Source organism: Uniformispora flossi (assembly GCF_049534875.1).
Taxonomy (GTDB): Bacteria; Actinomycetota; Actinomycetes; order Streptomycetales; family Streptomycetaceae; genus Yinghuangia; species Yinghuangia aomiensis.
On sequence record NZ_JBMULZ010000006.1, the window covers coordinates 292,226 to 312,533 of the forward strand.

Sequence of the window (20,308 nt, forward strand, 5' to 3'; positions counted from 1 at the left end):
CGCGTGCGCTCTACCACTGCTGTCACCGCCGCGGATGCGGACGTCGCCGTCTCGGGATTCCCGCCCGGGTTCCTGTGGGGCGCCGCCACTGCCGCCTACCAGATCGAGGGCGGCGCGTCCGCCGACGGCCGGTCTCCGTCCATATGGGATGTGTTCAGCCGGACGCCCGGCAAGGTGCTGGACGGCGACACCGGCGACGTCGCGGCGGACCACTACACGCGGTGGCGTGAAGACGTCGGCGTGATGCGGTCGATCGGGTTGGGCTCGTACCGGTTCTCGCTGTCCTGGTCGCGGGTGCAGCCGGAGTTGGGCGGCGCACCGCATCCGGCCGGGATCGCGTTCTACGACCGGCTGGTGGACGCGCTGCTGGAGGCCGGTGTGGAGCCTGCGGTGACGCTGTACCACTGGGATCTGCCGCAATACCTGCAGGACGCGGGCGGGTGGACGGACCGCGACACGGTGGCTCGCTTTGCCGAGTATGCGGCCCTCGCGGGGAGCGCACTCGGCGACCGCGTCCGGCTGTGGACGACGCTCAACGAGCCGTGGTGTGCGGCGTTCCTCGGCTATGGCTCGGGTGTGCACGCGCCCGGCATCACCGATCCGGCGGCGGCGCTGACCGCGCACCACCACCTGCTGCTGGCGCACGGCGAAGGCATGGCGGCCCTGCGCTCGGCGATGCCCTCGGCGGAGGAGCGGCAGGTGTCGCTGGTCCTGAACCTGGCGGCGGTGCGCGCCGCGTCCGGCAGTCCCGCGGACGTGGACGCGGCCCGGCGGATCGACGGCTTGGCCAACCGGATCTTCCTCGACCCGGTGCTGCGCGGCGAGTATCCGGCGGATGTGCTCGAGGACACCGCGTCGGTGACGGATTGGTCGTTCGTCCGCGACGGCGATCTCGCGGTGATCTCCCGGCCGATCGACGCCATGGGGCTGAACTACTACACGCCGACGGTGGTGGCGGGCGGTGCGGTGGCCGGGCAGCCGCGCAACGACGGGCACGGCGTCAGCGATTTCTCGCCGTGGCCGGCCTGCGACGACATCGCGTTCCGGCATGCCCCGGGGCCGCGGACGGCGATGGATTGGCCGGTCGATCCCGACGGTCTGTACGGGCTGATCATGCGCGTGGCGAACGAGGCGCCGGGGCTGCCGCTGATGGTGACGGAGAACGGCGCGGCCTACGCCGACACCGTCGATGCGGACGGGCGGATCAGGGATCCGGAGCGTCGGGCGTACATCGCGGCGCATCTCGGCGCGGTCGGCCGGGCGCTGGCGGACGGGGCCGATGTCCGGGGCTACTTCGTGTGGTCGCTGCTGGACAATTTCGAGTGGGCGTACGGCTACTCGAAGCGCTTCGGCATCGTGCACGTCGACTTCCCGTCCGGGCGTCGTACGCTCAAGGACAGCGCGCACTGGTACGCGTCGGTGATCGCCGCCCACCAGGGTGGGCGGGGGAACGGGGAAGAGCACAGTGCCTGACGAAACGCCTTCGGGCGAGGCGCCGACCCTGGAGACCGTGGCCGCGGTTGCCGGGGTGTCGCGGGCGACGGTGTCGCGCGTCATCAACAATTCCCCGAAGGTCAGTCCGCAGGTGCGGGAGGCGGTCGAGGCGGCTATCGCGAGTACCGGTTATGTGCCGAACCGGGCGGCTCGGGCGCTGGTGACGCGGCGGACGGACAGTGTGGCGCTGGTGATCCAGGAGCCGGAGTCGCATCTGTTCGGTGACCCGTATCTGACGGGGATCGTGCGGTCGGTGAGCGAGGAGTTGTCGGATACCGGCATCCAGTTGGTGCTGATGATGGTGCGCACGACGGAGCAGCAGACGCGGTTGGAGCGCTATCTGCACGGCGGGCACGTGGACGGCGCGTTGCTGGTGTCGCTGCACGGCGATGCGACGCTGCCGGCCCGGTTGCGCGAGCAGGGGCTGCCGGCGGTGGTCGGCGGGCGGCCGCTGGGGGCGGATCGCGATGTGACGTACGTGGACGCGGACAACGTGGGCGGGGCGACGTTGGCGACCCGGTACCTGCACGAGCAGGGCCGGCGCCGGATCGCCACCATCGCGGGGCCGCAGGACATGTGCGCGGGCATCGACCGGTTGGCGGGTTATTTGGCGGCGGTGGAGGGCGAGCCGCTGGTCGCGCACGGCGACTTCATGCGTGATTCCGGTGTCGCGGCGATGCGCGAACTGTTGGCCAAGGAGCCGGAGTTGGATGCGGTGTTCGCGTCGTCGGATCTGATGGCGGGCGCCGCGGTGAGTGTGCTGCGGGAGTCGGGCCGCCGGGTGCCGGACGATGTCGCGGTGGTCGGGTTCGACGACGTGGAAGCGGCGCTGTGGTCGGATCCGCCGCTCACCACGGTGCACCAACCGGTGGTGGAGCAGGGCCGGTTGATGGCGCGGATGCTGCTGGACGAGGTGGCGAGCGGGCGTCCGGCCGAGTCGGTGGTGCTGCCGACGCGGCTGGTGGTGCGCGCGTCGGCGTGAGCGGGCGGGGCCGGGTGTCCGGCCCCGCCCGCCCCGGCGCGGTTCAGCCGTTCGGCAGGATGACCGCGCGGCCGCGGATCTTGCCTTCGTGGAGGCGCTCGTAGGCCTTGGGTGCGTCGTCGATGCCGTAGGTCTCGACGTGTACCTTGACCGATCCGGCGCGGGCGAGGTCGAGGACTTCGATGAGTTCGGAGCGCGAGCCCCAGTAGGGCGCCATGACGGAGACTTCGTAGGGCAGTGCGCCGAAGCCGACGGCGAGGGTGCCGCCGCCGATGCCGACGATGGTGACGTCGCCTTCGACGCGTACCGAGGCTCCGGCGGTGGCGACGGTGGGCGGGGCGCCGACGAAGTCGAGGACGACTTCGGCGCCGAGGCCGCCGGTCATGTCCTTGATCTTCTTCGCGGCGTCGGCGTCCGAGATGACGGTGTCGTGGGCGCCGACTTCGCGGGCCAGGGCGAGCTTGTCCTCGGTGACGTCGAGGGCGATCACCCGGGCGGCGGTCATCGCGCGGAGCAGCTGGATGCCGACGTGGCCGAGGCCGCCGGTGCCGATGACGACCGCGGTGGAGCCGGGCAGGAGTTTCGGCAGGGACTTCTTGATGGCGTGGTACGGGGTGAGGCCCGCGTCGGTGAGCGGCACGGTTTCGACGGGGTCGAGGCCGTCGAGCGGTACGAGGTGGCGTTCGTGGTCGACGAGGAGGTATTCGGCGATGGCGCCGGGGGCGCCGAGGCCGGGCGGCCTGATGCCGAGTTCGTCGGCGCGCAGGCAGTAGTTCTCCTTGCCTTGGGCGCATTCGAGGCACATGCCGCAGCCCCAGGGTCCGTAGACCGCGACGGCGTCGCCGGCCTTGACCGCCCGCACGCCGTCGCCGACTTCGGCGACGATGCCGGCGCCTTCGTGGCCGAGGGTGAGCGGCAGCGGGAAGGGGAGCTGCTCGGCGGACCAGCTCATCACGGCGATGTCGGAGTGGCAGACGCCGGCGGCGGTGACCTTGAGCAGGACCTGGCCGGGGCCGGGGGTGGGCTTGGGGATGTCGACGACGACGGGCGCGGACCCGACCTCGACGTATTGCACGGCCTTCATCGCGGGATCTCCTCGCTTGGAACGACCCCACGACGTTACCCGCACCCGAGTGTCAAAACGGGCAAATCACCTGCATGATCCGTACCGTCGTCGGCATGAGCCGCATGACGGGAATGCCCCGGACCTCGTACGCCGACCGGATCTTCACCGGCGGCCCGGTCGTCACCGTCGATCCCGAGCGCCCGTTCGCGCAGGCCGTCGCGGTCGCCGGCGGGCGCATCACCGCGGTCGGCGAGGCCGCCGACATGGCCGGCGTGCGAGGGCCGGACACCGAGATCGTCGACCTCGAAGGCCGATGCCTGATGCCCGGGTTCGTCGAGCCGCACGGGCATCCGACGGAGGACGCGGTGGTGAGCGGGGACCGGATCGCGGACATCCGCCCGGTCACCCTGCGCGACCCGGACGACGTGTTCGCGGCGATCCTCGCCGAGGTCGACCGGCGCGGCCCGGACGGCGCGTGGCTGTACGGCTGGGACCCGCTGCTGCAGCGCGGCCTGCCCGAGCCCACGCTCGACTGGTTGGACGGCCTCGCCCCGCACCACCCGCTGGTGATCATGCACAACTCCGGCCATCAGGCGTTCTTCAACACCGCCGCGGCGCGCAGCCTCGGCCTGGACCGGGACACGCCCGATCCCGTCGGCGCGCACTACGGGCGCGACGACGACGGCAACCTCGACGGGACCGCGTACGAGACCGCCGCCATCGGGCGCGTGATCGCGCCCGCGCTGCCCGCCGACTTCCCGGCGGCCTTGAACGCCACCTACGCCCGCTTCAACGCCGCGGGCATCACCATGGCGTCCGACATGGCCTTCACCCCCGCGCTGCGCGGCGCCGTCGCGGCGAGCACCCCGACGGTGCGGCTGCGGCTCTACGAGGTGTCGAACCCGCAGCGGGCCAGCGACCTGGTGCCGGACAACGGCGACGACCTGGTCCGGCAGGTCGGCATCAAGATGTGGGCGGACGGCTCGCCGTGGGTCGGCAACATCGCCACCTCGTTCCCCTATCTCGACACCCCGGCGACCCGCGCGATCGGGCTGGACGCGCATCACCGCGGGCACGCCAACTACACGCCGGAGCAGCTCGCCGACCTCGCCGAGGCGTACTTCCCCAAGGGCTGGCAGCTGGCCTGCCACGTGCACGGCGACGACGCGGTGACGATGGTGCTCGACGTGTGGGAGGACCTGCTGCGGCGGCATCCGCGCCCGGACCACCGGCTGCGGCTGGAGCACGTCGGCACGATGCGGCCGGACCAGTACCGGCGCGCGGCCGCGCTCGGGGTGACCTGCTCGATTTTCGTCGACCACCTCTATTACTGGGGCAATGTGATGGTCGACGGGCTCTTCGGGATCGAGCACGGCACGCACTACGCGCTGGCCGGGTCGGCGCTGGAGTCGGGGATGCGGATCTCGTTCCACAACGACGGCCCGGTGACGCCGCTGGAGCCGCTGCGCAACATCGCCACGGCGGTGACCCGCGCGACGTCGAGCGGGCGCGTGCTGGCGCCGGAGGAACGGATCACGCTCGACCAGGCGATCCGGGCGCAGACGCTCGACGCGGCGTGGCAGATGTTCGCGGACGACGTCACCGGGTCGATCGCGCTCGGCAAGTACGCCGACTTGGTGGTCCTCGACGAGGACCCCTACCGCACGCCGGCCGAGGACCTTCCGGGCATCGGCGTGCACGCGACGTACCTGGCCGGGCTGCCGGTGTTCGAGGCGGATTGAGCCGGGGCGGCGCGCATATGTGGCACGACTTGTGGGCCCTCGGGGTCCCGTTGGCGGAGAAGGTCATCCGCACGACCGTGGTCTATTTCGTCATCATGCTGCTGCTGCGGCTGGCCGGGAAGCGCGGGCTCGCGCAGATCGACACGGGCGACCTCGTGGTGATGCTGCTGCTGTCGAACGTGGTGCAGAACGCGATCATCGGCCCGGACAACTCGCTGACCGGCGGCATCGTCGGCGCGGCGGTGCTGCTCGCGGTCAACTCCCTGGTGGTGCACACGAACGCGGTCTCGCCGCGGTTCGAGAAGGTGTTCCAGGGCACCGCGTCGGTGCTGGTGCGCGACGGTGCGTACGACCGCGGGGCGCTGCGCCATCTCGGCCTGACCCCCGCGGACGTGGACGTGTCCATCAAGCACCAGGGCGGCGACAGCGTGCGGGATGCCGAGCTGGTGACGCTGGAGCCGGGCGGGCTGGTCGTCGTCCGGCTGCGCGAGGACGAGGAGAGCGCCGACAAGGGCGACATCGCGCTGCTGGACGCCCGGCTGGCGCGCATCGAGGCGCGGCTGGCCGCGCTGGGCGGGGAACCTCCGCGGAACCCGGATGGCGGTCCTGGCGCGCATCCGTGATCGAATGGGCCTTCTGTCCACTTCTCGGGAGCCCCGCGTGACCACCGCCACCGACGCCTTCATCGACGGCCTGCCCAAGGCCGAGCTGCACGTCCACCTCGAAGGCTCGATGCTGCCGCAGACCCTGCTGAAGCTCGCGCGCAAGCACGGGGTGTCCGGCGTGCCGGACACCGTGGAGGGCATCGAATCCTGGTACGAGTTCCAGGACTTCGGTCATTTCATCCAGGTCTACATGCGGTCGATCGAGGCGCTGCGCGACGAGGAGGACTTCGCGTTGCTCGCCGCCGAGACCGGCCGCACGCTCGCCGCGCAGAACGTGCGCTACGCGGAGGTGACGGTCAGCCTCAACGGCCACATGGTGCGCGGCGTGCCCGCCGAGACGGTGTTCGCGGGCATCGAGGCGGGCCGGCTGGAGGCGGAGCGGGAGACCGGTGTGCGGATGCGCTGGATCCCGGACTTCGCCGGGCACCTCGGGCCCGACGCGGGCGAGGAGACGCTGGACGCGGTGCTCGCGCACGGCCCGGCGAGTGTGCTCGGGTTCGGTGTGGGCGGGCCGGAGGTGGAGCGCGACCAGTTCGCCGCGGTGTTCGACCGGGCGCGGGCCGCGGGCCTGCGCAGCTTCCCCCACGCGGGCGAGGTGGAGGGTGCCGACCGGGTGTGGTCGTCGATCCGCGCGCTGAAGGCGGACCGGATCGGGCACGGCATCCGCAGCATGGACGACCCGGAGCTGGTCGCCCACCTGCGGGACACACAGCTTCCGCTGGACGTGTCGCCGACGTCGAACCTGTGCACGCGCGCGGTCGCCCGCCGCGCGGACCATCCGCTGCCGCGGATGATCGAGGCCGGGCTGATGGTGACGCTCAACTCGGACGACCCGCCGATGTTCGGCACCACGCTGCTGGGCGAGTACCGGTATGCGCGCGAGCTCGGCCTGTCCGCGGAGGCGCTGACCGAGCTGGCGCGCAACGGCGTGCGGGCGTCGTTCCTGGAGCCGGCCGAGAAGGCGGCGCTGCTCGCGGAGATCGACGCGTACGTGAGCTGACCCGCTCGTCCACTCCCTGGCCTGCGGGTCAGGCGCGGCCGCCGGGCAGGTTGGCACCGATGTAGCCGAGCAGCCCGCTCGGGTTGCGCGACTGCGCGAGGACCCGTCCGGGCCCGGTGAACTCGAACACGAACCCTTCGCCCGATTTCATGCTTTGAATCGAGCGGCCCTGGACGGCGCGGCGGATGTTGTAGGCGATGGTCGGCGCGTAGGCGACGACGTGGCCGGTGTCGACGACGACCTGTTCGCCGGCCTCCAGGTCGATGACGTCGAGGGCGCCGAAGCAGCTCGCCACCACGACGCCGTGCCCGGTGGCCTCGACCAGGAAGCCGCCTTCGCCGCCGAACAGGTTGCGGGCGCCGCCCCACTTGGTGTCGATGCCGACGCCTGCGGAGTTGGCGAGCCAGCAGCCCTTGGTGAGCAGGAAGCGGTCCTGGCCGGGCTCCAGGTCGATGGTGATGGCGTCGCCGGGCAGGTTGGCCGCGACGTCGACCCAGCCGCCGTTGTGCGAGGCGGTGTAGGTGGTCATGAACATCGACTCGCCACCGAGGACGCTGCGGCGCAGCCCCGCCATCAGACCGCCTTCCATCTTGGCCTCGATGGAGATGCCGGCGCTGTGCGCGTACATCGCGCCGCTTTCCGCCTTCATCTGCTCGCCGGGGGCCAGGATGCAGCGGGCGACCGTCCAGGAGGGGTTGTGGCGCAGGTCGACGCGCATCGCTGGGGCTCCGTCCGACGGTGGCAGGGTGTTCGCTGATCTTTACCTTACGGTGACGATCCCCACACCCGGGCCCGCCTCTCGTATCCGGCGCGCGGTTGGTATATCCAGGTCACTGACACTGACACATCGTCAGGTCGGGGTGCGCGCCGATGCTCGGATCGCCGCGCGCCTCGGCTCTCAGCGCGGACGGAGGCCAGGTGGCTGACAAGGTACTGCTGGAATACGACGGTCCGATTGCCACGATCACCAACAACAATCCCGAGAAGCACAACGCGTTCGACGACGACATGGACCAGCTGCTGTGGCAGATCCTGGCCGAGTTGCGCGGGCGCAAGGACGTGCGAGCGGTGATCTGGCGCGCCGAGGGCAAGTCGTTCTCGTCCGGGCGCGACGTGGGCTCCATCGGCGGCCACCAGGTGCAGATGACGCACCACGAGCTGATGACGCGGGGGCACCGCGGCGTCCAGCAGATGTTCGAACTCGACGCGCCGATCATCGTCGCGTGCAAGGGCTGGTCGATCGGCGCGTCGTTCCAGCGCGCGCTGCTCGCCGACATCCGGGTGGCCGCGGAGGGGTCGCGGTTCATGCTGCCGGAGACCACCCACGGGGTCATTCCGGACACCGGCGGCGTCGGGCGGCTGTTCCAGATCTGCGGCCACGGCGTCGCGTCCGACCTGGTGCTGACCGGGCGGCCGATGGGCGTGGACGAGGCGTACGCGCACGGTGTGGTGTCCCGCGTCGTGCCCGCCGAGGAACTCGACGCCGTGGTGCGCGAGATGGCCGAGAAGATCGCCGCGGTGCCGTTCGCGACCGTGAAGACCGCGCGCCGGGTCATCAAACACCTCGCGGAGCCCGAGGTGCGCAGCTCGATGGCCGAGGAGCTGATCGCGCAAACGTACCTGAGCCGTTCCGACGACCTGGCCGAGTTCCGCGCCGCGCGCGCCGAGAACCGCCCGCCGCACTACACCGGAAGCTGACGACGCCATGACCCAGAACACTCCCGGCGGCACCCCGGACACCGGTGTCGAGAACATGCGGAACATCGCGCACGGCCGCTACCAGGGCCTGCCCGAGCCCGCCCCGCACGGCGCCAGCGCGCTGCCGCAGGGCACCTACGACGGCACGGTCGTGTTCGTGACCGGCGGCGGCACCGGCCTGGGCAAGGCCATCGCCACCGAGTACGCCCGCCTCGGCGCGGACATCGTCGTCGCGTCCCGCAAGGACGACCACCTCAAGGCCGCGAAGGAAGGCCTGGAGGGCCTCGGCGGCCGGATCGCCACGGTGACCTGCGACATCCGCGACCCCGAGGCGATCGCCGCCGCGTTCGATGCCGCCGAAGCGCACTTCGGCCTGCCGAACGTGCTGATCAACAACGCCGCGGCGAACTTCCCCGTCCCGGCCGAGGACATGTCGCCGAACGCCTGGCGCACCGTCGTCGACATCACCCTCAACGGCACGTACTTCTGCGCCCGCGAGTTCGCCCGCCGCCACATCGCCGCGGAGTCCCCCGGGTCGATCGTCAACATCGGCGCGTCCTACGCCTGGACCGGCGGCCCCGGCTTCGCGCACTCCGCCGCGGCGAAGGCCGGCGTCAAGAACATGGTCGAGACGCTCGCGGTCGAGTGGGGGCCGTACGGCATCCAGATCAACGGCCTCGTCCCCGGGCTCTTCCCGCACGAGGACATGACCGCGGACATCCGCAGCAACGTGGACCGCAGCAGCGCCAAGGACCCGCTCCAGCCCGCGCTGCGCACGGGACGGCTGCGCGAGCTGGGCTGGGCGGCCACCTTCCTCACGTCGCCGTACGCCCGCTTCATCTCCGGCCACACCCTGGTCGTGGACGGCGCGAACTGGCAGCGGCGGGCTCTGCTCAACCCGCCGATGGTCGCGGTCCGGGACCAGATGGGACGGGGGCCGTTCGAGGGCTGACCCGGGGCGGAACGAGGGCCCAAGCGGCCCCCGGAATATTTCTTGCCGGAAATCGTTTTCAGCTCATGTCGCCGCGGTCGGCATCGCGGGACACCGAGAAGACGAGGAGGCCCCCATGGCACGCAGCGAGCTGCGCCCGGTCGTGAAACTGCGGTCGACCGCAGGCACCGGAACCACGTACGTCACGCGCAAGAGCCGCCGGAACGACCCGAACCGGCTGGAGCTGCGCAAGTACGACCCGGTCGCCCGCCGGCACGTGCTCTTCCGCGAAGAGCGCTGACCCGCCGCACCCGGCCAGGCGCGACAGCGCCCACCCGTCCGTCCGACGACGCCTTGGAGGCATCCCATGCGCAAGACCATCCACCCCGAGTACCGCCCCGTCGTGTTCCGCGACAAGTCCGCGGACTTCGCGTTCCTCACCCGGTCCACGCTGACCGGCACGCAGACCGTGGAGTGGACCGACGGCAAGACCTACCCGGTCTTCGACGTCGACATCTCGTCCGCGAGCCACCCGTTCTGGACCGGCAAGGGCCGCGTCCTGGACACCGCGGGACGCATCGAGCAGTTCAACCGGCGTTACGGCAAGTAAGGCACGCCGGACACCGGGAGGCAGTGGATTCCGGGGCGACAAAAGGGACAATGGCGAGGGCCGGTCGGTATCCGACCGGCCCTCGGCCGTGCCCGCTCCGCACCACGCTGTTCCGCTCAGCTCCGGAGGTCCGATGAACGACCGGCGACGCCCCTCGCTGCGCGGCCGCAGGCACTCCGCCGGGCCCCGACCGGACGCCACCGCGCCGGAGGAGTCCATGGATCCGCGCGCCCCGGACCCGACGCCGCCCGTGGAGCGGTCGCTGATCGACAGCGCGCTGTACGTCGACGGGCAGCGGGTGGCCTCGCCGACCACCCTCGCGGACACCTACCGCGACCTGCACGAACGCCCCGGCGCGATGGCGTGGATCGGCCTGTACCGCCCGGCCGCCGCGCAGCTGCTGTCCGCCGCCGAGGAATTCGGACTGCACGAACTGGCCGTCGAGGACGCCATCGTGGCGCACCAGCGGCCCAAGCTGGAGCGCTACGGCGAGACCCTGTTCGCCGTCCTGCGCGCCGCGCGCTACCTCGACGAAACCGAGGAGGTCGACTTCGGCGAGGTCCACGTCTTCCTCGGCCGCAACTTCGTGCTGACCGTCCGACACGCCGAATCCCCCGACCTGGCCGCCGTGCGCCGCTGGGTCGAGGACCGCCCCGACCTGCTGAAACGCGGCCCCGAGGCAGTCCTGTACGCGATCCTCGACAGCATCGTCGACGACTACGCCCCGGTCGTGGCCGGCCTCCAGCACGACATCGACGAGATCGAGAACGAGGTCTTCCTCGGCGAGCCCAACGTCTCCCGCCGCATCTACGAACTCGGCCGCGAAGTCATCGAATTCCAACGCGCCGGCCGCCCGCTCCTGGACATGCTCCGCGACCTGTCCGCGGGCTTCGACAAGTACGGCGTCGACGAGGAACTCCGCCGCTACCTCCGCGACGTCGAGGACCACGCCACCACCGTCGTCGAACGCGTCGACGGGTTCCGCCAGATGCTGCAGAACATCATGGCCGTCAACGCCGCCCTCGTGACCCAGGCGCAGAACGAGGAGATGAAGCAGCTCACCCAGGTCAGCCTCGCCCAGAACGAAGAAGTCAAGAAGATCTCCGCGTGGGCGGCCATCCTGTTCGCCCCGACCCTCATCGGCGGCATCTACGGCATGAACTTCGACGAGATGCCGGAACTCCACTGGGTCGCGGGCTACCCGTTCGCCATCGCCCTGATGATCCTGGTGTGCGTGACGCTGTATGTGCTGTTCAAGCGGCGGGGGTGGCTGTAAAACCCTGGTCACGCTCCGCTGCTTTCCGATAGCTTGCCGTGGCAACCGGTTCGATGGACGGCAAGCCCTGGGGGACGCATGAGCACAGAGGCCGGCAACCGCACCGCACCAACGGTGTCGGTGACACTCCTCGACGACGACCCGCTGCGAGCACGCCGCGAGGCCCGTGAGCTCCTGGCGGAGTTGTCGCCCCTGGACCCCACGGCGGAACTCCGCCTGCCGACGCCCGGCGGCGCGAGCGGCGCCGACAAGGGCATCGAGGTCGTCGACGCGGTCGGGCTGACGCTGAGCGCGGGCTCTTTCGTCGCCGCATGCCTCCAGGTGTGGCTCGCCAAGGCGCCCCAGCGCACGGTCGTCGTCACCCGGCCGGACGGCGCGGTGCTGCGGATCAACGGACGCGAGGCCCGCGAAGACGACGACCGCGTGGCCCGATTCCTGGCGGGCGACCCGCCACCCGCACCCGATGCGGCGGCCGGCAGCACCGCGGCGGCAGGCTGATCCTGCATGTCCGACAACGACCGGTACGCCCTGCTCATCGGCGCGGCGGCCTACGACAGCGAGCACTACAAGGATCTCCCCCCGGTCCGTGCCGATCTGCACTACATGCAGGCGGTGCTGGAGAGCACCGAGATCGGCCAGTACAACGACTGCGACGTGGTCACCGACCCGACCCGCGCCGAAATGCTGCACGCCATCGAAGCGTTCCTCGAACAGCGGCAGCAGAGCGAGACCGCGCTGCTGTACTTCAGCGGCCACGGCGAGTTCTGCGAGACCGACAACCAGCTGTACTTCCTCACCCGCGACAGCGACCCGGACGACCTTCCCCACACCGCGGTCTCCGCGCAATTCCTGGAAAGCACGCTGCAGTCGTGCCGCGCCGCGTCGAAGATCGTCCTGCTGGACTGCTGCGCCAGCGGCTCGGTGGTGCAGGGCTGGCATGCCAAGGGCGCCGGCGACCGGGACGCGGACGCCGCGGGGCGCAGCACGCTCCTCCGGCCCACCGGCGTGTACTTCATCACCGCTTCCGATGCGCTGCAGGCCGCTTCGGCGATGGCCCCGCCGGGGTCGACGCTGGGCACGTCCCGTTTCACCGGGGAAATCGTCGAAGGCCTGCGCACCGGCCGCATCAAGGACGGCGGTTGGATCACCCCGGATGATCTGTTCACGTACCTGACCGCGCAGATGGTCCGTCGCGGGGTCCCCGAGGAGCAGCGCCCCACGAAGTCGACGATCCGCGCCACGCAGTCGCTGCCGTTCGCGCGCTCCGTGGCGCGTCCGGTCACGCTTCCGGTGCCGCCCGGCGAACCGGGCCCGCCGCCGGCGGCACTGCTCAAGGCGCGCGAGCGCGCGGCCGACAACGATGCCGACGACCGGCAGCGGCTGCTCCGCTACTACGCGCGGTGCCTCAACGCCCAGTCGGCGGCGAGCATGCTGCCCGACCGGGCGACCGGCCGGAACAGCCAGTACTTCCTGCTCGGCGAGGGCTCGGAAACGATCCAGTCGGGGCGCGGAGCCGCGTTGGCGGCGCCCGCGAAGCTGCCCGGCGCGGACGCGCGGAGCCGGAGCGGCGACGCTGCCGGGCAGCACGAGTACTGGTACGGGTTCCCTGCCATCACCCTGCCCAAGCAGAAGGGCAGGGGCCGCGGGACCGAGGTACGGGTCGCGCCGCTCCTGCTTCAGCCCATGGAACTCGCTCCCGACGAGCACGGCGCCGCGGTACTGCGTCCCAGCGGCATCCCGGCGCTGCACGCGGGTGTCGTCGCCGAGTACCTGAGCGACGACGAAGCCGCCGATCTGCTGGCCCGGTGGCAGCCGTCCTGGCAGCACGGCAACGAGCAGCAAATGGTCAAGGCCATCCGGGAGTTGCTCACCGAGTTGGGCCTGCCGGAGATCGAGCCGCTGGACGTTTCCGCGCTCCGTGGGGAATCGGTCGCCGACGCGTTGCGAGCAGGCGCCCACAATGCGGCTGTTCTGCTGGCGCCTTCCGGCGCGGAACGATTCGCCGCCGACGGCGTCGTCGACAACCTGATGCAGATCGCTGCCCGTCCGCGCGACATCACCGGCACGGCACTCGACGCATTGCTGACCGGCGTCGTGTCGGAGGGCGACTCCGAACGCCCGCTCGTGGTGGCTGCCGGCCCGGCCAACGAAAGCCAGGAAGCGGTGGTCGCGTCGGCGATGACGCGCCCGCTGACCGTGGCCACGGGTCCGCCCGGAACCGGCAAGAGCGAGGTGGTCACCGCGGTGGTCACCACCTGCCTGGCCGCCGGGCAGACGGTGCTGGTGGCATCGACCAACAACGAGGCCGTCGATGTGGTCGCCGAACGGTGCGACGCGATCGGCGCCGGGCTGCTGATGCGCACGGGGAACGCCAAAGCGCTGGTCAAAGAGCAGGCCAAGCTCGAAGCCCTCCTGGCCGCACGGCCGCAGCGGCCCCCGCGCGGTGCGGCAACCGTCACCGGGGACCTTCGCAACCTCCGCCTGCGGAACGACGCCGTCCGCGACCGGGCCGCGGCTCAGGTGGAGAGCGAGGTGCGCTTGGCTCGGGTCCTGCAGCAGCGGGGCATCGCGGCAGCGCAGGCCGGACTGGCGCCGGAGTTGCCGGCTCGGATCTGGGCGGCCGACACCGCGGCGGCGGACCGATGGCGGAGCCGGGCCGCGAAAGCCTCGTCGGCGCGGGGCTGGTGGGGGCGATGGCGCCGGAAGCGCGCGATGAGCGCGTTCACCGCGGCGGCACGTGCGGCCTCGGGTCAACCGCTGCCGCCGTGGGCGGACGCGCGGCCCGTTCCGGCAGAGGTTCTGGCGGACATCACCGCTCTGGTCGGCCTTGAGGTCGAGGTACGCACGCTCCTGCCCCACCGGCTTGCCGATGACGACCATGCGGTCCGGGCCGAACGCGAGACATACGCCGAAGAACGCATCCGGCTGTCCGGCGAACTGTCCGAGGCGGTGTCGACCGAGACGCTTGTCCGGGGCGCGGAGCTGATGAGACAGCGGCTCGACACGCTGCAGCGGCGACGCGGAACCCAGCGCAGCCAGCGCAATCTGATGGCCCACATGAAGGGCTGGGCGATCACGACGCATGCGGTGCGGCAACTGGCGTTGGAACCGAAGCTCTTCGACTTGGTCGTCATCGACGAGGCAAGCCAGTGTTCGATCGCCGCGGTCGTGCCGCTGCTGTTCCGCGCGCGCCGGGCGTTGATCATCGGCGACCCGATGCAGCTCGGTCATATTCCGGGGATCTCGCCCGAGCAGGAACGCCAGGCGCGCGTTCGGGCCGGACTGACGGCGGCGTGGTTGGAGGACCGTAGGTTCGCGTACCACGTGTACTCGGCGTACCACGCGGCCGCCCAGAACGGTGATGCCGCACTGCTGCTGGACGAGCACTACCGGTGCCGTCCCGAGATCGCGGATGTCGTCAACGGGCATTGCTACGCGAGCCGGTTGGAGGTGCTGACCAATGTCCGCGGGCAGGTCCCGCCGGTCGGCATCGGCGGCGCCGGCGGCCGGGGTCCCGGTCGGGTGCTGGCCTGGTCGGATGTCCCGAACGGGCAGTCGATGCGCGGGCCGGGCGACAAGTCGTGGTGCAATCCGGCGGAGGCCGCCGCGGTGGCCGCCGTCGTGAAGGAACTGCTTCAGGAGCTTCCGGAGACCGCGACGGTCGGCGTCGTCACCCCGTTCCGAGCGCAGAAGGACGCGCTGGAACGGGAGATCGGCGGGGACCGGGTGCGGGTGGGCACCGTGCACGCGTTCCAGGGCGGGCAACGGGACGTCATGGTGCTCAGCCCCGTGGCCACCGGGAACACTCCCCCGGGCACCGCGAAGTGGGTGGCGAACCAGGTCAACTTGTGGAACGTGGCGATCACCCGCGCGAAGTCGCAGTTGATCACGGTGGGCGACCACGGGTTCTGGCGGGACCAGACGGGGCTGCCCCACGTACTCGCGACCCGGTCCGGGCTGGTGTCCGGAGGCGGCGCTGCGCCCGTTCCGGGTTCCGTGCCCGGCGTGCCGCGGGATCCCGACCGAGAGCTGCTGGTGGACCGGGTGCAGCAATTCCTGGGAGCCCGCGGCGTGGAACGCGATGCCGTCGTCGGCGGTTATCCCGTCGACCTGCTGTTCGCCGGTGCGGAGGGTCCGGTGGCGGTACTGGTCGACACGGGCCCGATCCCGGGACGTGATCCGGCGCGGCACCTGCGGCTGAGCCAGGAACGCGCGCGGCTCCTCGTCGGGTTGCCGTTCGAAGGCCGGGCAGGTGCCGAGGGCGTCGTCGACGTGATCCGGGTGCCCGCGTGGCGGGCCTTGGCCGGGGACGAGGCTCTCATGCCGTTGTTCGACTGAGCTGCTACGCCTTCCAGTCCGGGTTGCGGCCGGCGGCGCCGAGGATCCGGGCGAAGGCCGGGGCGTCGGCGGGGACGGGATACTCCGGGCCGAAGACCTTGTTGTCGCGGGCCATGGGGGCCATGGCGTCGATGAAGACGGCGATTTCGGCTACGGCTTCGGGGGCGGGTTCGTAGCACTGACCGGTGGCTCGGGCCAGGTCCCAGGCGTGCAGGGTCAGGTCCAGGAGGGCCATGTGGCCGACGGTGCGGGAGGCGATGCCCCAGCCGGGCGAGACGCCTTCCTCGCTGCCCGGTGCGGCCCACGCGGTGACGAGGTTGTCGACCTCGGCGGCGAACTGCTTGCGCCAGTCGCCGTGCAGGTAGTCGGCGGGGACCGTCCAGTCGACGGAGCCCTTGGCGGCGAGGACCTGGAAGTTGACCACCACCTGGTAGAGGTGGTTGGCCAGGTCGGCGACGGTGTAGTCGGCGCACGGCGTGGGGTCGGCGAAGCGGTCTTCGGTGATGCCGTCGACGACGGGGAGGGCGCGGGTGCCGGCGGCGGCGAGGAGTCGGGTGATGGGGGTGTTCATGAATCCGACGCTAACTGTTCGCACAGATGTTCGTCTTGAAGAAACGCGACACGGCGCGTCGGCCGATCGGGTGAGTCAGCCCGGGACGGGGACGGCGCCGGGCACCAGCGCGTGTTCGACGACCGGGCCGAGCGGGCGGAAGCCCGCGGTGCGGTAGACGGACTGGCCGGCCTCGGAAGCCTGGAGGACGACCACGGCCTGGCCGAGGTCCGCGGCGGTGCGGACGGCGGCGTGCGCCATGGCGGTGCCGTAGCCCTGACGGCGGTGCGCGGCAAGGGTCGCGACGTTGTACACGCCGGCGACGCCCATGTGCGCGAACACCTCGGCGGTGGCGACCGGTTCGCCGTCCACGTAGCCGACCAGGTAGCGCGCGGCGCTGTCCGGGCCGAGCGCGGTCGGCGCGGTGGCCGCGAAGAACGCGCGGACGGTCGCGGACGGCGGATCCCAGGTGGCGGCCAGCACGACGGCGAAGTCGGCGAGCGTGCGGACGTCGTCCGCTATCCGGATCTCCAGCGCGGACGGGGCGCCGTCGGGGACGGCGGTGGGGTCGGCCCACATCGCCAGCTCGTGCTCGGCCTCCGGCAGGCCCGCCGCACTCAGCCGCTCGGACAGGTCGGAGGGCTGGGACGCGGGCCCCACCCACCAGGAGAACGGCCTCCCGCTCCCCCGCAGATGCCGCACGGTGTCGGCGATCCGCAGATCGGCATCCCGCTCGGCGAACCGCGCCGCGGCGACGATGTTGAACGTGTCGTCGGGCAACCCGCTGTCCGCGAACACCAGATCGGCCGTCTCGGTGACGGTCATGTGATGGGTCCGCCGGTGCAGGTGGCACGCATGCTCGGCGAGGTTGTGCTCCATCCGCAACGCCAGCTGGGCGGCATCGGCAAGATCCGGCGGCAGGCTGAGATCGATCGCGTCCACCCCTTCATGATCCCGCGCCGACACCGAAGACCCCGGACACGGCACGCCGGGCAAGCACGGGAGGGGCGGACTCCGACGGACGGCCGAGCGGTGGATTGGCGGGTGGGAGCGATTGAGGCGGAGCCGACGGCGGCCGAGGCGGGAGGCAGGCGGGAAGCAGAGCGCGGCGCGGCCCAAGGCGGAGCGGGCCGCGGGAGCGGAGCGCGGGGCGAGCGCCGTGGCACAGCGCGGGAGCGGGAGCGCGGCGCCGTGGCACAGCGCGGGGCGGCCCGGGGCGCGAGGCAGCGCAAGGCGCGAGGCGGTGTGGGGTGCGAGGCGGTGTGGGGTACAGCGCAGGCAGCGCGAGGGCGAAGCGCCCAAGCGAGGCGCGAGGCAGCGCGGCACGGCGCAGCGCAAGACACGAGGCGGCGCGAGGAGCGAAGCGCCCAAGCGAGGCCCGAGGCGGTGCGGGGCGCAGCGCAGGCAGCGCGAGGAGCGAAGCGCCCAAGCGAGGCCCGAGGCGGTGCGGGGCGCAGCGCGAGGCACGAGGCAGCGCGGCACGGCGCAGCGCAAGACACGAGGCGGCGCGAGGAGCGAAGCGCCCGAGCGAGGCGCGAGTGGCGGGCGGATGCCGACCGGGATCACCCCACCCCGCCCCTCCCCCTCTCTCCGTCCCGCGCCTGCGATGATCGCGGAGCGGGCTGGGGGAAACGAAAGCCGGGAGCTCGCCGGTCTGGTTTCCTGACTAGTTTTGTGGGGTCACCGGGCGGTCCCGCGCGGCCGCATGTCTCGAGGGGGAGCTATGGCCATACCGTCGCTGGGGCTTGCGGGGGTTGATCTGACGGATCTCGACGTGTTCGCCGACGGGTTTCCGCACGACGTGTTCGCGGTGCACCGGGAGGAAGCGCCCGTGTACTGGCACGAGCCCACCGCGCACACCCCCGACGGGGTCGGCTTCTGGTCGGTTGCCACGCATGCCGAGACGCTGGAAGTCCTGCGCGACGCCGACACCTACTCCTCCGAGCACGGCGGCACGATCCTGGCCGACTCCCCCGCGAGCGGCCTGGTGATCAACATGATGGACGACCCGCGGCACAACCGGATCCGCCGCCTCGTCAACAAAGGCCTCACGCCGCGCATGGTCGCGCTGCTCGCCGACGACCTGGCACGCCGCACGCGCCTGCTCGTCGATCGGATCGAGCCCGGCATGCCCGTGGACTTCCTGGCCGCCGTCGCGGGCGAGCTGCCGATGCAGACGATCTGTTCGATGCTCGGTGTGCCGGAGGCCGACCGGCACGAGTTGTTCGGCTACATCGAGCACCTCTTCGACCACCGCGAAGGCCGGGAAGCCGAGCAGGTCGCGGCGCAGCGGGCGATGTTCGGCTACGGCAGCGCGCTGATCGCCGAGAAACGGGATCGGCCCACCGAGGACATGCTGTCGCTCGTCGTGCACGCCGAGTTGGCGGACGTCGATCCGCCCCGCCTCACCCCCGTCGAACTCCAGATGTTCTTCAACCTGCTGTTCGCCGCGGGCGCCGAGACGACCCGCAACGCCATCGCGGGCGGGCTTCTGGCCCTGGCCGACAATCCGGCGCAGTTCGCGGCGCTGCGGGCGGATCCCGAGTACCTGATGGGGACCGCGGTCGAGGAGATCATGCGGTGGACGTCGCCCTCGCCGTCGAAGCGCCGGACCGCGACCCGCGACGCCGTGCTCGGCGGTCGGCGGATCGCCGCGGGCGACAAGGTCCTCGTGTGGGAGGGCTCGGCGAACCGGGACGCGCGGGCGTTCCCGGAGCCGGACCGGTTCGACGTCTCCCGCGACCCGAACCCGCACCTGGCGTTCGGCCAGGGCGTGCACTACTGCCTCGGCGCGAACCTCGCCCGCCTGGAGACCCGCACGGTGCTGGCCGAGCTGCTCACCCGGTTCGGCACGGTGCAGACCGCCGGCGCGCCGGAGTGGACACGCAGCAACCGGCACACCGGGCTGCGCACGCTGCCCTTGGTATTCGGCCGGCCCGTGTAACGCCGCCGCGCCCGCCCGCATACCTGACGCTTCCTGTCAGGTATGCGTCATAGCGTCGCTCTCAGCAGCCCCGGGGAAGCAGCCCCGAGGAGATCCGCCGAAGGAGCGCATCATGGCCACCATCGTTCTCGTCCCCGGTTTCTGGCTCGGCGCGTGGGCGTGGGAGCGGGTCGTCGGCCCGCTCGCCGCGGCCGGCCACGAGGTGATCCCGGTGACCCTGCCCGGGCTGGCGGAGCGGTCGGGCGAGGATCTCACCGCGATCGACCTCGACACCCACATCGAGGCGATCGTGGACCTGGTCCGCGAGCGCGACCTCCACGAGGTGGTGCTGGTCGGGCACAGCGGCGGCGGCATCGCGGCGTACGGCGCGGCGGACCGGATCCCGGAGCGGCTCGCGAAGATCGTGTTCGTCGACAGCGGACCGCTCGCGGACGGCACTTCGCAGTTCGACACGCTGGACCCGGACGAGCAGTCGCTGCGCCGCGCCGAGGTCGCCGCGTCGGGCGACGTCTCGGTGCCGCCGCCCGCGTGGGACGCGGCGGCGGACCCGCAGAACCTCGCGGGGCTGACCGAGGAGGACTTGGCGCTGCTGCGCGAGCGGAGCACGCCCGAGCCGTGGGGTGTGGCGAGCCGTCCGCTGCGGCTGGTGAACCCGGCGCGCTACGACGTGCCGAGTCATCTGGTGGTGAGCACCTTCCCGGTGCAGGTGGTCGAGCAGATGGTCGCCGAGGGCCACCCGTTCTTCGCCGAGTTCACCGCCGCCAAGACGCGCACGGTGCGGGCGGTGCCGACCGGGCACTGGCCGATGTTCTCCAAGCCCGCCGAACTCGCGGCGGCGCTGGCCGAGATCGCCGCCGCGGACGACCGGGCCTGAGGAAGGCCGGCTCCGCCCCGAAGCCCGAACCGGAACGCGAAACGGAAACGCGAAACGAAACGCAACCCGGAAAGGCAACGGAACCCGCAACGGAACGCAACGAGACCCGGCGCCGCACCCCGGCGCCGGGTCTCAGGC

The 20,308-nt window shown here is 71.6% G+C and carries 18 protein-coding genes and 2 pseudogenes; 16 read left to right on the forward strand and 4 right to left on the reverse strand.

Annotation, left to right across the window (positions count from 1 at the left end; all coding sequences use genetic code 11):
• The first annotated feature begins 3 nt into the window (after nucleotides 1–3).
• Nucleotides 4–1,473: a GH1 family beta-glucosidase gene (locus tag ACPA54_RS16525; RefSeq protein ID WP_423530384.1), complete on the forward strand. Its 1,470-nt coding sequence runs from the start codon at nucleotides 4–6 to the stop codon at nucleotides 1,471–1,473.
• Entirely contained in the window at nucleotides 1,466–2,476 is a 1,011-nt protein-coding gene (locus ACPA54_RS16530) for a LacI family DNA-binding transcriptional regulator (protein ID WP_423530386.1), read from the forward strand. Before ACPA54_RS16525 ends, ACPA54_RS16530 begins: the two co-directional genes overlap by 8 nt.
• 43 nt (nucleotides 2,477–2,519) lie before the next feature.
• Here ACPA54_RS16530 and ACPA54_RS16535 read toward each other — a convergent pair whose 3' ends face one another.
• On the reverse strand, nucleotides 2,520–3,560 hold the full coding sequence (locus tag ACPA54_RS16535; protein WP_423530387.1) for an NAD(P)-dependent alcohol dehydrogenase: 1,041 nt from the start codon (nucleotides 3,558–3,560) through the stop codon (nucleotides 2,520–2,522).
• A gap of 95 nt (nucleotides 3,561–3,655) precedes the next feature.
• On the opposite strand from ACPA54_RS16535, the gene ACPA54_RS16540 reads away from it, so the two are divergent.
• From ACPA54_RS16540 to add, 3 genes are read left to right on the forward strand one after another with little or no spacing between them, the layout of a single operon-like run.
• Nucleotides 3,656–5,284, forward strand: coding sequence for an amidohydrolase (locus tag ACPA54_RS16540; protein ID WP_423530389.1), 1,629 nt, complete (start codon nucleotides 3,656–3,658; stop codon nucleotides 5,282–5,284).
• 17 nt (nucleotides 5,285–5,301) lie between these two features.
• Complete coding sequence (locus ACPA54_RS16545; protein WP_423530391.1) at nucleotides 5,302–5,907, forward strand: DUF421 domain-containing protein; 606 nt, start codon at nucleotides 5,302–5,304, stop codon at nucleotides 5,905–5,907.
• A 37-nt stretch (nucleotides 5,908–5,944) separates the two neighbouring features.
• Nucleotides 5,945–6,949, forward strand: a complete 1,005-nt coding sequence (gene add / locus ACPA54_RS16550) for an adenosine deaminase (RefSeq protein ID WP_423530393.1) — start codon at nucleotides 5,945–5,947, stop codon at nucleotides 6,947–6,949.
• A gap of 28 nt (nucleotides 6,950–6,977) precedes the next feature.
• Here the strand turns inward: add and ACPA54_RS16555 are convergent, their stop codons facing one another.
• On the reverse strand, nucleotides 6,978–7,667 hold the full coding sequence (locus ACPA54_RS16555; protein ID WP_423530395.1) for a TIGR00266 family protein: 690 nt from the start codon (nucleotides 7,665–7,667) through the stop codon (nucleotides 6,978–6,980).
• 200 nt (nucleotides 7,668–7,867) lie between these two features.
• On the opposite strand from ACPA54_RS16555, the gene ACPA54_RS16560 reads away from it, so the two are divergent.
• From ACPA54_RS16560 to ACPA54_RS16600, 9 genes and pseudogenes are all read left to right on the forward strand, one after another.
• Nucleotides 7,868–8,647 carry an enoyl-CoA hydratase/isomerase family protein gene (locus ACPA54_RS16560; RefSeq protein ID WP_423530397.1) on the forward strand — a complete coding sequence of 260 codons (780 nt, stop codon included), beginning with the start codon at nucleotides 7,868–7,870 and terminating at the stop codon, nucleotides 8,645–8,647.
• A gap of 7 nt (nucleotides 8,648–8,654) precedes the next feature.
• Nucleotides 8,655–9,599 carry an SDR family oxidoreductase gene (locus tag ACPA54_RS16565; protein ID WP_423530398.1) on the forward strand — a complete coding sequence of 315 codons (945 nt, stop codon included), beginning with the start codon at nucleotides 8,655–8,657 and terminating at the stop codon, nucleotides 9,597–9,599.
• A 115-nt stretch (nucleotides 9,600–9,714) separates the two neighbouring features.
• The gene (rpmG, locus tag ACPA54_RS16570; RefSeq protein WP_345679746.1) at nucleotides 9,715–9,879 is read left to right on the forward strand and encodes a 50S ribosomal protein L33; all 165 of its coding nucleotides are present in this window, start codon (nucleotides 9,715–9,717) and stop codon (nucleotides 9,877–9,879) included.
• 66 nt (nucleotides 9,880–9,945) lie between these two features.
• Nucleotides 9,946–10,188 (forward strand): type B 50S ribosomal protein L31, encoded by a 243-nt coding sequence (locus ACPA54_RS16575; protein ID WP_345679745.1) that lies wholly within the window; start codon nucleotides 9,946–9,948, stop codon nucleotides 10,186–10,188.
• Nucleotides 10,189–10,321: 133 nt separating this feature from the next.
• Nucleotides 10,322–11,464 carry a magnesium and cobalt transport protein CorA gene (locus tag ACPA54_RS16580; RefSeq protein ID WP_423530401.1) on the forward strand — a complete coding sequence of 381 codons (1,143 nt, stop codon included), beginning with the start codon at nucleotides 10,322–10,324 and terminating at the stop codon, nucleotides 11,462–11,464.
• 78 nt (nucleotides 11,465–11,542) lie between these two features.
• Nucleotides 11,543–11,962, forward strand: coding sequence for an effector-associated constant component EACC1 (locus ACPA54_RS16585; protein ID WP_423530403.1), 420 nt, complete (start codon nucleotides 11,543–11,545; stop codon nucleotides 11,960–11,962).
• A 6-nt stretch (nucleotides 11,963–11,968) separates the two neighbouring features.
• Nucleotides 11,969–12,676 (forward strand): annotated as a pseudogene (locus tag ACPA54_RS16590) (caspase family protein); the annotation flags it as partial.
• 816 nt (nucleotides 12,677–13,492) lie between these two features.
• Nucleotides 13,493–13,837, forward strand: a pseudogene (locus ACPA54_RS16595) (AAA domain-containing protein); the annotation flags it as partial.
• A 339-nt stretch (nucleotides 13,838–14,176) separates the two neighbouring features.
• A complete protein-coding gene (locus ACPA54_RS16600; RefSeq protein ID WP_423530615.1) occupies nucleotides 14,177–15,802 on the forward strand; it encodes a DEAD/DEAH box helicase in 1,626 nt (541 codons plus the stop codon).
• A gap of 4 nt (nucleotides 15,803–15,806) precedes the next feature.
• Here the strand turns inward: ACPA54_RS16600 and ACPA54_RS16605 are convergent, their stop codons facing one another.
• Both ACPA54_RS16605 and ACPA54_RS16610 read right to left on the reverse strand, forming a co-directional pair.
• Nucleotides 15,807–16,373: a TIGR03086 family metal-binding protein gene (locus tag ACPA54_RS16605; protein WP_423530405.1), complete on the reverse strand. Its 567-nt coding sequence runs from the start codon at nucleotides 16,371–16,373 to the stop codon at nucleotides 15,807–15,809.
• 75 nt (nucleotides 16,374–16,448) lie between these two features.
• Nucleotides 16,449–17,231 carry a GNAT family N-acetyltransferase gene (locus tag ACPA54_RS16610; protein WP_423530617.1) on the reverse strand — a complete coding sequence of 261 codons (783 nt, stop codon included), beginning with the start codon at nucleotides 17,229–17,231 and terminating at the stop codon, nucleotides 16,449–16,451.
• A gap of 844 nt (nucleotides 17,232–18,075) precedes the next feature.
• Here ACPA54_RS16610 and ACPA54_RS16615 point away from each other — a divergent pair.
• Entirely contained in the window at nucleotides 18,076–19,296 is a 1,221-nt protein-coding gene (locus ACPA54_RS16615; RefSeq protein WP_423530407.1) for a cytochrome P450, read from the forward strand.
• A gap of 112 nt (nucleotides 19,297–19,408) precedes the next feature.
• The gene (locus ACPA54_RS16620; protein WP_423530409.1) at nucleotides 19,409–20,170 is read left to right on the forward strand and encodes an alpha/beta fold hydrolase; all 762 of its coding nucleotides are present in this window, start codon (nucleotides 19,409–19,411) and stop codon (nucleotides 20,168–20,170) included.
• Nucleotides 20,171–20,308 lie beyond the last annotated feature (138 nt).